General features: G+C 68.0%; 9 protein-coding genes. 2 read left to right on the top strand and 7 right to left on the bottom strand.

The window, feature by feature from the left end:
- Positions 1-22: 22 nt before the first annotated feature.
- From KIT25_23850 to KIT25_23835, 4 genes are all read right to left on the bottom strand, one after another.
- A complete protein-coding gene (locus tag KIT25_23850) occupies positions 23-991 on the bottom strand; it encodes an NADH-quinone oxidoreductase subunit H (protein ID UYN95011.1) in 969 nt (322 codons plus the stop codon).
- The gene (gene hyfB, locus KIT25_23845; GenBank protein ID UYN98046.1) at positions 988-2985 is read right to left on the bottom strand and encodes a hydrogenase 4 subunit B; all 1998 of its coding nucleotides are present in this window, start codon (positions 2983-2985) and stop codon (positions 988-990) included. Before hyfB ends, KIT25_23850 begins: the two co-directional genes overlap by 4 nt.
- A 127-nt stretch (positions 2986-3112) precedes the next feature.
- Positions 3113-4048: a nitronate monooxygenase gene (locus tag KIT25_23840; protein ID UYN95010.1), complete on the bottom strand. Its 936-nt coding sequence runs from the start codon at positions 4046-4048 to the stop codon at positions 3113-3115.
- Between the two features lie 19 nt (positions 4049-4067).
- Positions 4068-5630, bottom strand: a complete 1563-nt coding sequence (locus tag KIT25_23835) for an alpha/beta fold hydrolase (GenBank protein ID UYN95009.1) — start codon at positions 5628-5630, stop codon at positions 4068-4070.
- A 47-nt stretch (positions 5631-5677) separates the two neighbouring features.
- Here KIT25_23835 and KIT25_23830 point away from each other — a divergent pair, with 47 nt between their 5' ends.
- Complete coding sequence (locus tag KIT25_23830; GenBank protein UYN95008.1) at positions 5678-6922, top strand: MFS transporter; 1245 nt, start codon at positions 5678-5680, stop codon at positions 6920-6922.
- Positions 6923-7069: 147 nt separating this feature from the next.
- On the opposite strand, the gene hslU is transcribed toward KIT25_23830, so the two are convergent.
- A complete protein-coding gene (gene hslU, locus KIT25_23825) occupies positions 7070-8380 on the bottom strand; it encodes an ATP-dependent protease ATPase subunit HslU (protein ID UYN95007.1) in 1311 nt (436 codons plus the stop codon).
- Between the two features lie 2 nt (positions 8381-8382).
- Positions 8383-8943, bottom strand: coding sequence for an ATP-dependent protease subunit HslV (gene hslV / locus KIT25_23820; GenBank protein ID UYN95006.1), 561 nt, complete (start codon positions 8941-8943; stop codon positions 8383-8385).
- A gap of 56 nt (positions 8944-8999) precedes the next feature.
- Between hslV and KIT25_23815 the strand changes: the two genes are divergently transcribed.
- A complete protein-coding gene (locus tag KIT25_23815) occupies positions 9000-10250 on the top strand; it encodes an FAD-binding oxidoreductase (protein ID UYN95005.1) in 1251 nt (416 codons plus the stop codon).
- Positions 10251-10252: 2 nt separating this feature from the next.
- On the opposite strand, the gene KIT25_23810 is transcribed toward KIT25_23815, so the two are convergent.
- Complete coding sequence (locus KIT25_23810) at positions 10253-11011, bottom strand: M48 family metallopeptidase (protein UYN95004.1); 759 nt, start codon at positions 11009-11011, stop codon at positions 10253-10255.
- Position 11012: the final 1 nt, after the last annotated feature.

The raw sequence follows: 11012 nt of genomic DNA, 5'->3' as shown, positions 1-11012 counted from the left end.
TGGGCGACTCCCTGGGCGAGGCTCACTCGAGGCCTCCGCGGGCGAGGTAGGACAGCAGGATGGCGATGAAGGCGAACACGAAGGCGACACCCAGGAAATCGGGCAGGCGGAACACCCGCATCTTGGCGATGCTGATCTCCCACACGCCGAGCACCACCGCGCCGGCCAGCAGTTTCGCCGACCAGGCCGCGAGGCCGATCAGCCAGCCGCCGACCGAGGCGGAGGCCGGCGCCATGCCGAAGGGGAAGAACAGACAGACCAGCAGCGAGAGGTAGAGCGTGAGCTTCATCATGCTCGCCGCCTCGATGAGGGCGAGATGCCGGCCGGAATACTCGAGCACCATGGCCTCGTGGACCATGGTGAGCTCGAGATGGGTCACCGGGTTGTCGACCGGGATGCGGGCGTTTTCGGCGAGCGCGACGATGACCAGGGCGACCAGGGCGAGAGCCAGCGACACGCGCACGGCCAGCGGCTCGGCGATGAAGAAGTCGGCGACGCCCGCCAACCGCGTCGTGCCGGCGGCGATGGCGAGCGCGAGCACGATCAGCATCATGGCGGGCTCGGCCAAGGTGGCGATCATCATCTCGCGCGAGGAACCGATGCCGCCAAAGCTGGTGCCGACGTCCATGCCGGCGAGCGCCAGCAGCGCGCGGGCGGCGCCGAGCAGGGCAACCAACGCCACCACGTCGGCCGCCCAGTTGAACATCAGGCCCGAGGCGAAGGTGGGCACCAGCGCCGCCGCCACCCAGGTGAGGGCGAAAACCAGAACCGGCGCGCTGCGGAACAACCAGGAGGCGTTCTCCGCCAGCACCGACTCCTTGCGCAGGAGCTTGGCGAGATCGCGATAACCCTGCAGCAGCGGGGCACCCTGGCGACGCGTCAGCCGCGCCTTGACCCGCCGCACCACGCCGATCACCAGCGGCGCGATCAGCAGCACGAGCAACATCTGCACGCCCTGCGCCAGCAGTTGGACGATCGGATCGGCGGTCATGCCGTCACCGCGATCAGCGACAGCAGGATCACCAGCGCCGAAAACATCAGCACGAGGTAGCGTCGGATGGTGAGGAACTGCAGCGCGTTCAGCCGCTCCGCCAGCCGCAGCAGGGCGCGCCCCGGCGCGACATAGAGGACCTGCCAGGCATGGTCGACAATCGTGACATCGAGCCGCGCCGGCCGCGGATCGCCAGGTGGCGGCATGGCAAGCGTCTCGCGGGCGGAGAAGGCCACCGTCCCGTAGACGCGGCGCAGCGGCTGGGCGAAGCTCGATGCCGTGTACTGCGTGCCCGGCGAGGGGTCGGGAAAGCCGCAGTCCCAGGCCGGCCCGCGGCGCGTCCTGCGCTCCGACAGGCGACGGACGATGAGCAGTGCAGTGATCGAGGCAACGGCGACGAACAGGGCGATCACCGGCGCGTCGTAGACGCTGCGCGCCTCGTCGAACGCCACCAGCGACAGCGGCGTCGGGCCGGCGCCCATGCCCGGCAGCGCGCCGCCGGTGTAGCCGTGCACCAGCGCGCCGATCCCCTCGCTCAGCGGCGCACCCAGCAGGCCGCCGAGGACGCAGAGCAGCGCCAGTCCGCCCATGGCGATCTGCTGGACGAGCGGCACGTCGTGCGCCTGCGCGGCCTCGGTGCTGCGCGGCCGGCCGAGGAAGGCCGTGCCATAGACGCGCACGAAGCAGGCGGCGGCCAGCGCCGCCGCCAGCGCCAGCATGGCGCCGATCGCCGGGACGGCGAAGCGCAGCGACGCCTGGGGCAGGCTCGGCCCGGCCAGCACCGACTGGAACAGCAGCCATTCGGAGACGAAGCCGTTGAGCGGCGGCAGCGCCGAGATCGAGAGCGCACCCACCAGGAAAAACAGCGCGGTGCGCGGCATGCGCCGGATCAGGCCGCCCAGCCCGTCGAGGTCGCGCCGCCCGGTGGCGTGCAGGACCGCGCCGGCGCCGAGGAAGAGCAGCGACTTGAACCAGGAGTGGTTGAGCGCGTGCAGCAGGGCCGCCGTCATCGCCACGGCGGCGGCCTGCGCGAAGCCGTTGGCGCGGAAGGCCAGCGCCAGGCCGAGGGCGACGAAGATGAGGCCGACATTCTCGATGGTCGAGTAGGCCAGCACGCGCTTGAGATCGCGATCGAGCACGGCGTACAGCAGGCCGATGACCGCCGTCACCGCCCCCAGCGCGATGGGTGGCAGCGCCCACCACCAAGCCGGCGGGCCGAGCAGATCGAAGGCGATGCGCACGAAGCCGTAGATCGCCACCTTGGTCATGACGCCGCTCATCAGCGCCGAGACGTGGCTGGGCGCCGCCGGATGGGCGAGCGGCAGCCAAGCGTGCAGCGGGAACAGCCCGCCCTTGGAGCCGCAGCCGACCAGTGCGGCCGCCAGCACCAGCGCGCCCACCAGCGGCTCGGGTGACAGCGCGCGCATGGTGTCGAAGGCATAACCGCCCGCCGGCCCGGCGAGGCCGCCAAAAGCGAACAGCAGCGCCATCGTGCCGCCCGCCGCCATCAGCAGATAGACGTGACCCGCCTTGCGGACCTCCGGGTCGAGGTGGCGCGCCACGACCAACGCCCACGAGGCGAGCGACATCAATTCCCAGGAGAACAGGAAACCGTACGCATCGTCGGCCAACAGGACGAGATTCATGGCCGCCGCGAAAGCAGGGAACAACGGCTCCACGCGATGGCTGAGCTCTTTGGCGCGGTCGAGCCCCATGCCGTAGACGGCGGCAGCGACGACGCCGCCATTCACGACGATGCCGAAGAACGCGGACAAGGCATCGAGCCGCATATGCAGGCCGATGGTCGGCAAGCCGAGCGCGAAGGTGGCCGAAACCTCGGTGCCGGACAGCAGGGCGTGCAGATCGACGGCAACCACCAGCAGCGCGGCGAGGGCCGTCACGGGATAAACCAGCGCCAGGGCAGCGCCGCGCACCAGCGTCGCGAGAATCGCGGCGGCCGAGAGTGCCCCGAGAGCGACGCTTAACGCATACAGTGAAGGCACAACCGCCTTGGCCTCATCGCTATGAGTTCATATTACTGCTTTTTTGTGTCTATTCTACCGGTACGTCCACGCAAGCCTAGACACTGTAGCACAGGGTGTGTCGGGACTACGGGACCCGTCAGAAGGTGCCGGCCAGCGATCTGTCGCCCTGAGCGCGGCGGATGCTGTGGAAGCCCTCGATCGTGCGCTTGACGATCTCGGCCACCGGCAGGACCTCGTGGATCAGCCCCACGGTCTGGCCGGCCAGCGCCAGCGACGCCTCCATGTCGCCGCCGAAATAGACGTCCTTCACCGATCCGAAGATCGCGCGGTCGAAGGAGCCATCGCGATCGATCTGTCTTGCCCGCTCGGTCTTGAGCGCCCGCACGCAGGGCGACGATTTGCGGTTCAGCATCACCGTGCCGGTATCGTCGGCATCGACGATGGCCTGCTTGTAGTTGGCATGCACCGGGCTTTCCGCGGCGCTGACGAAGCGGGTGCCCATCTGGATGCCCTCGGCGCCGAGCGCGAAGGCGGCCGCCATGCCGCGGCCGTCACAGATGCCGCCAGCGGCGATCATCGGCACGTCGGTGCGTTCGCGCACGGCCTGCAGCAGGACGAGCGTCGAGACGTCGTCGGGATTCTTGAAGCCACCGCCCTCGCCGCCTTCGACGATCAGCCCGTCGACCCCGGCGTCGACTGCCTTGAGCGCCGAGGAGAGATTGGGAACCACGTGATAGACGACGAGGCCGGCCGCCTTGAGGGTCGGCAGCAACTTCGCCGGCGAGCCGGCGGAGGTCGTGACGAACTTCACGCCCGATCGGGCGACCAGGTCGACGATTCGCGGATCGCGGATGAAAAGCAGCGGCAGGTTGACGCCAAACGGCCTGTCGGTGAGCTCGCGCATCCGGGCGATCTCGGCCAGACACGCATCGACCTCGCCGCTCGAGGTCTCGATGACGCCGAGGCCGCCGGCATTCGACACGGCCGAGGCAAGCTGGCTGCGCGCGATCCAGCCCATCGGTGCCTGCACGATGGGATAGGTAACGCCCGTATGGGCCAGTACGCGATTCATCGTCGTCCCATCCTCCGGATCAGGGCAGTGCCTGCACGCGCTCGTGGGCGAGCGCGAAGTCGGGCGGCGTGTCGAAGCGGCAGCCGGGCACCGCACGAGGATCCGGGTTCTTGATGAATTCGTCGCGCAACTTGGCGGCACAGGGGTCCTGGCTGGTCACGCCATGGCCGAGCGCGCGGAAAATGACATGCCGCGACACCGACAGATGCCGGGCCGCCTCGCGTCCCCATGCCGGCGGCGTCAGCCAATCGTAGCTGCCGCTGAGCAGGAGAGTGGGGATATCCGAACTCACAGGCCGGCGCTCCGAAGGCGCTGCGGGTGGAACGTTCCAAGCCGGACACACGGTCGGCAGCCGGCTGAGCTTGGCGGTCAACCCGTAGATGCCGCCGATCAGGATGTTGCGCTCCCGCGCCGCCAGGTCGATCGCCGACCAGCTTTCGCGGCACTCGATCGTGTTGAACAGGCCGCCGAACTGCTGGGCGTTCTGCTCGAGCAGCCCGCCATCCTCGATCTCGAAATCCTCGGCGAACTGCCGCAACAGCCGGTAGTCCTTGTTGCGGATCATGGTGACCAGTTCGGGCACCATGGCGGCGTCGCCCTGACGCATCAAGTGCAGCAGGATCATCATCAGCCGCGGCCCGTCGATGCGCACCGGCAGCGGCCCGTCGTCGAGCTGCAGTGTGAGCGCCAGCGGCTTGCGCGCCGTCTCTTCGATCAGGTTGCGCAGGTCCTTGCTGAAGTCGGGATGGCGCTGCTTGCACAGAGCGTCCATGGCGCACTCGCCGTAGAGCTTCTCGAAGACGCCGCGGATGAATTCGGGCTCGTTCTGCTCGCCATTGACCTGCGGCGGATAGACCCCGTCGAGCACGGCGGAGCGAATCAACCGGGGATGGCGCCGCATCACTTCCAGTGCCCAGCGCGTGCCGTAGGAGATTCCGTAAAGATTGATCCTCTGCGCCCCGAGGACACGGGCGAGGTCGGCCACGTCGTCGGCGAGCGCCGGCGTCGTGTACATGGCGAGATCGATCCGGCGGCGGTCCAACTCGACGCGACAGCGGATCAGGATGTCGCGCTCCTGCGGCTCCGTGATGGCACGACGGCGCGCGCGGGCGGCTTCGGTGTTGCGGGTGTCGAAGCAGTCGAGGTCGGGTGAAGAGCCACCGGCGCCGCGCTGGCTCAGGATGACGACATCGCGACGTCGGCGAATGTTGGCGGTGTCATTCCACCAATCCCCCTCGGAGAGGGGGTCGGCGCCGGCGTTGAAGGCGATCAACGGTGCATCGCCCGGGCCGCCGGCCAGATAGACCAATGGATCGCGGTCGAGAGCGCGCTTGGCCTTCAGTACCGCAACCTTGAGACGAACCTCCCGACCCTGGGGCTTCTCGCGATTCTCGGGAACGACCAGGCTGTAGCATTCCAGTCGGTCGGTGCGCGGCGCCTTGAACACGCACCGCTCGCGCTCCAGCCGCGGCGGCCCGGCGAGCGCACTGCCGGCGATCAGCAGCCCCAGGGCCGCCGTCGCCATCCGGACCATCAGACGTCTCATGCCCTTCTTGTGCCACATCGCGGCTTTTGACGGCATGAACAATTTCTATGCGCGCCCGGGAGGGCGAAGCCCTATCCTGCGCCATGACTTCCCGCTCCTATTGGACCGCCGTCTGGTGCGGCTTCCTCGTCCTCACCATCGGTCTGGGCGTCCGCCAGAGCTTTGGCATCTTCCTCAAGCCCGTGTCCGCCGAACTGGACGTCGGGCGCGAGCTCTTCTCGTTCGGCACCGCCCTGTCGATGCTCCTGATGGGAGCGGTCGCCCCCTTGTCGGGCCGGCTGTGCGACCGTTTCGGCTCGGCCTGGACCATCGCCGGCGGCAGTGCGCTCTATGTGGTGGGCATGGTGGTCACGGCCCTGATGCACGACGGATTCATGTTGATCCTGGGCAACGTCCTGGTCGGCATCGGCCTGTCGGCGGCGAGCTTCGGCCCGGTGCTGGGCGTGATCCTGCGCGTGGCGCCGCCCGCCAAGCAGGCACTGGCGATCGGCATCTGCTCGGCCGGCGGCTCGTTCGGCCAGTTCTTCATCGTGCCGCTCGCCGCCATCCTGCAGACTTGGTTCGGCGACTGGCGCCCCACCGTCTGGGCGCTGACCATCATCGCCATCCTGATGATCTTCCTGGCCGCCGGTCTCAACGACAGCCGCGAGATCGCCGCCGCCCGCAAGACACAGGGTGGCCGGCAAAGCGCACGCGAGGCGCTCGGCGAGGCCTTCGCCCAGAAGAGCTATGTGCTGCTGGTCACCGGCTACTTCGTTTGCGGCTTTCATGTCGCCTTCGTCGGCGGCCACCTGCCGGCCTACATTTCCGACAAGGGCATCGGCCTGTCGCTGTTCGGCGTCGAGCTCACCCCGGCCGAGCTGGGCGGCTGGGCGATCGGCATGGTGGGCCTCTTCAACATCGTCGGCGCCGTCCTGTGGAGTTCGCTCGGCGCGACGTACAAGCGCAAGAACCTGCTGTCCCTGCTTTACCTGTTGCGCTCCCTCGTGTTCCTGGCCTTCGTAGTGACGCCGCTATCGGCCGCTTCGGTACTGGCTTTCGCTGGCGCGTTGGGCTTCCTGTGGCTCGGCACCGTGCCGCTGACCACGGCGCTGGTCGGATTCATTTTTGGCCCGGTCCATGTCACCATGCTGAACGGTATCGTCTTCTTCAGCCATCAGGTCGGCAGCTTCTTCGGTGGCTGGGGCGGCGGGCGGCTGTTCGACCTGCAGGGCAACTACGACATGATGTGGTGGATCTCGATCGCGCTCGGCCTCGTCTCGGCACTGCTGCACTGGCCGATCGTCGAGGAACGCCTGCAGCGGCCGGCCACGGCGCAGCCGGCGTGAGCATGGCCTGGCAGCCCCTGCTGCTCTGGGGATCGGCCGCGTTGGTGGCGGCGGCGACCGCGGTGTCGTTCGTGCTGTGGGGCGCCAATGGCCCCGCCTATCTGGTCGACCTGATCGCTGCCTACTGTTTCTAGGGCCCGCCCTTCCCTACAGCACGAACTTCGAGAGGTCGGCGTTCTTTGCCAGCGGGCTCACGCGGTCGCGTACATAGGTCGCGTCGATCTCGACTTTCTGGCCGGGCCGATCGGAGGCGCTGAAGCTCACTTCTTCGAGCAGCTTCTCCATCACCGTGTGCAGCCGCCGCGCGCCGATGTTCTCGACCGTATCGTTGATCTCCGCCGACAGCTTGGCGAGCTCGTCGATGGCGTCCTGCTTGAAGTCGAGCTCCACCTTTTCGGTGCCCAGCAAGGCCTTGTACTGTTTGACCAGACTCGCCTCGGGTTCGGTGAGGATACGGCGAAAATCCTCCTGGGTGAGCGATGCGAGGCTGACACGGATCGGCAGCCGGCCCTGGAGCTCGGGCAGCATGTCGGACGGCTTGGCGAGATGGAACGCGCCGGAGCAGATGAACAGCACGTGATCGGTCTTCACCGGCCCATGCTTGGTGTTCACCGTCGTACCCTCGATCAGCGGCAGCAGGTCGCGCTGCACACCTTCGCGGCTGACGTCGCCGCCGCCGCGGAACTCGCTGCGTGCCGTGATCTTGTCGATCTCGTCGATGAAAACGATGCCGTTCTGCTCGACCGCCTCGCGGGCCTCGCGCACCGCGCGCTCCTGGTCGAGCAGGCGGTCGCTTTCCTCGCGCAGCAGGGTCTCGTAGGACTGCAAAACCGTCATCTTGCGCTTCTTGGTGCGGCCGCCGAAAGCCTTGCCCAGCATGTCGCCGATATTGATCATGCCGACCGACGCGCCGGGCTGACCGGGCACCTCGAACTGCAGCGGCGAACCCGAATCGGCGACCTCGACCTCGATCTCGCGATCGTTCAGTTCGTTGTTGCGCAGCTTGTGGCGAAAGCGCAGGCGCGTCTCCTCGCTGGCGCTCGCGCCGCACAACGCATCGAGCACGCGATCCTCGGCGGCGAGTTCGGCCTTCGCCTTGACGTCCTTGCGCAGCCGCTCGCGGGCCATGTCGAGCGACACCTCCATCAGGTCGCGGGCGATCTGCTCGACGTCGCGGCCGACATAGCCGACCTCGGTGAACTTGGTCGCCTCGACCTTGAGGAAGGGCGCGTCGGCGAGCTTGGCCAACCGGCGCGCAATCTCGGTCTTGCCGCAGCCGGTCGGGCCGATCATCAGGATGTTCTTGGGCAGGACCTCCTCGCGCAGGGCCTCGGGCAGCTGCAGGCGCCGCCAGCGATTGCGCAGCGCCACGGCGACGGCGCGCTTGGCCTCGAGCTGGCCGACGATGTGCTTGTCGAGTTCGGAGACGATCTCGCGCGGGGAAAAGTCGTTGCCCATTCCTAGAGCTTCTCGATGACCAGATTGTGGTTGGTGTAGACACAGATGTCGGCGGCGATGTCCATCGCCCGGCGCGCGATGGCCTCGGCGTCGAGGCCCTCGACGTCGATCAGCGCCCGCGCAGCGGCCAGCGCGTAGTTGCCGCCCGATCCGATGGCGATGATGCCGCCCTCCGGCTCCAGCACGTCGCCGGACCCGCTCAGCAGCAACGACACGTCCTTGTCGGCGACCGCCATCATCGCCTCCAGCCGGCGCAGGTAGCGGTCGGTGCGCCAGTCCTTGGCGAGCTCGATGGAGGCCCGCAGCAGCTGGCCGGGATGACGCTCCAACTTCGATTCGAGCCGCTCGAACAAGGTGAAGGCGTCGGCCGTCGAACCGGCAAAGCCGGCGACGATCTGGCCGCCACCCAATCGGCGGACCTTCTTCGCATTGCCCTTGACGATGGTCTGACCCATCGAGACCTGGCCGTCGCCGGCCATGACGACCTGGCCCGCCTTGCGCACCGAGAGGATCGTGGTGGCGTGCCAGCCGGGCGAGGCGGCCGCGTCGGATCGTGCAGACATGGGGGCCTAGATAGTCATTCGCGGCGGCAAATCAATCGCCATGCTAACCTCGGACCATGGCAAGCGAACCCCCCGTCATCGTCATTGGCGCCGGTATCGTCGGCGCAGCCACCGCCCGCACCCTGCAGCGCGAGGGCCGCAGCGTCACCCTGCTCGACAGCAACGAGCCCGGTCGCGGCACTTCGTTCGGCAATGCGGGCTTCCTTTCCGTCGACAGCCTGATCCCGCTCGCCCGGCCGGCGACCCTGAAGAAGGTCCCGGCGATGCTGATGGACCCGAGCGGCCCGCTCACCGTCCATCGCGCCAGCATCCCCGCCCTGCTGCCGTGGATGGCGCGTTTCGCCTGGGCCTCGATGCGCGACAGCGAAGTGCAGAAGGGCAAGCGTGCCTTCAAACCGCTGATGCTCGAAGCCGACGTGGCGTGGAAGGCCGAAATCCAGGCCTCGGGCCTGGGCGAGCTCTTTCGCAGCAAGGGTGCGCTCTACGTCTACGAGAGTGAGGCGTCTTTCCAGGCAAGCGACGAAATGCGCGAGCTTCAGAAGGACAAGGGCACCGAGTTCGAGGTCGTGAGTGGCGACCAGGCGCGCGAGCTCGCGCCCGGCCTCAGTCCGCACATCGTGCGCGGCATCCTCTATCCGAAGGGCGTGCATACCATCGACCCGTACAGGGTGGTGGCGACGCTCGCCGAACGCTTCGCCGCCGACGGCGGGACCATCGTGCGCGGCCGCGTACGCGGCTTCCGCCGTGACGGCAATCGGGTCGTCTCCGTGCAAGTCACGGACGGAGAGCTGCCGGCAGATGCCGTGGTCATCGCCGCGGGCCGAGCCTCGGGCGAGTTGACCCGCCTGCTCGGCTTCAATGCGCCGCTGGTCGCCGAACGCGGCTATCATGTCATGCTGGCGCCCGACAACGTGCGCTTCGAGCTGCCGGTCAGCCCCGTCGATCGCGGTTTCTTCGTCACGCCGATGGCGGACGGCCTGCGCCTCGCCGGCACGGTGGAACTCGCGGCGCCGCACAAGCCGCCTTCCTGGCATCGCGCCGACATGCTGGTGAGACATCTCAAGGACATCTTCCCGGGAGTCGGCGGCGCGGAGATCAGCCGCTGGATCGGCGAACGCCCGACGTTGCCGGACTATCGGCCCGCCATCGGACGGGCGCCGCGGCTCGCCAACGTCTATTGCGGCTACGGCCATCAGCATCTCGGCCTGACGCTCGCCACCGCGACCGGCCGACTGATCGCCCGGCAAATGGCCGGCGAAACATTGCCCGAGGCGCTGACAGCCTGCGATCCTGGCCGCTTCGGATAGGATTACGCTCCGTATTGGAGCAGCGACTCGCCGTTGGCCTTCAGCCAGGCATGCGCCTGCTCCATGGGCCCGTCGCAGAGTTCTTCCGCCAGCGCCCAGAAGCGCGGCCCATGGTTGAGGTGCACGAGATGGGCGACCTCGTGCGCAACCAGATAGTCGACGACGTGCAGCGGTGCGAACACCAGGCGCCAGGAGAAACTCATCGAGGCGTCCGGGCCGCAGCTCCCCCATCGAGAGCGCGTATCGCGGATGGTGATGCGCTTGACCGGTCGATCCACCCGCGCGGCCTTCACACGAACCCTCGGCGGCAGTTCCCGACGTATCTCGGCAGCCAGCCAGTCCTTCAGGCGCCGCGGCAAGTGCTCCTGTCGGCCGGCGACATGGATCTCGTTGCCTTCGCGCCAGACGGTGCCCCGGCTCTCCGGTCGATGACGGATCAAATGAGGTGCGCCGAACAGCGGTAGCTCGCCGCCATCGACGAACGGCCGACGGATCGGCAGACGCTCGAGGCGCGCGGCGATCCATCCGGCCTGGGCCTCGGCGAAACCCACGGCCGTCGCGCGCGACATGCGCGGCGGCGCCGTCAGCACGATACGGCGACGCGCGGCGTCGACCCGAAGCGACGCCCGCCGGGCGCGCGGATTGCGCACGAAGGTCACCGGCAGACTCTCGCCGGCATGGACGATGACAAGTTCTTCCGGATCAGCCAGTGGCGTCGACAAGACGCGATGAAGTCGGAGCACGCCGTCGGCAAAAGCCATG

Origin of the sequence: Enhydrobacter sp. (assembly GCA_025808875.1) — a bacterium.
Lineage (GTDB): Bacteria > Pseudomonadota > Alphaproteobacteria > Reyranellales > Reyranellaceae > Reyranella.
This window is presented reverse-complemented; position numbering and strand designations above follow the sequence as displayed.

Excerpts from the sequence above, each read along its gene's own strand:
- KIT25_23835 (UYN95009.1), bottom strand. The coding sequence starts at position 5,630 with ATGCCGTCAAAAGCCGCGATGTGGCACAAGAAGGGCATGAGACGTCTG.
- KIT25_23815 (UYN95005.1), top strand. The coding sequence starts at position 9,000 with ATGGCAAGCGAACCCCCCGTCATCGTCATTGGCGCCGGTATCGTCGGC.
- hslV (UYN95006.1), bottom strand. The coding sequence starts at position 8,943 with ATGTCTGCACGATCCGACGCGGCCGCCTCGCCCGGCTGGCACGCCACC.
- hslU (UYN95007.1), bottom strand. The coding sequence starts at position 8,380 with ATGGGCAACGACTTTTCCCCGCGCGAGATCGTCTCCGAACTCGACAAG.
- KIT25_23810 (UYN95004.1), bottom strand. The coding sequence starts at position 11,011 with ATGGCTTTTGCCGACGGCGTGCTCCGACTTCATCGCGTCTTGTCGACG.
- KIT25_23830 (UYN95008.1), top strand. The coding sequence starts at position 5,678 with ATGACTTCCCGCTCCTATTGGACCGCCGTCTGGTGCGGCTTCCTCGTC.
- KIT25_23840 (UYN95010.1), bottom strand. The coding sequence starts at position 4,048 with ATGAATCGCGTACTGGCCCATACGGGCGTTACCTATCCCATCGTGCAG.
- KIT25_23850 (UYN95011.1), bottom strand. The coding sequence starts at position 991 with ATGACCGCCGATCCGATCGTCCAACTGCTGGCGCAGGGCGTGCAGATG.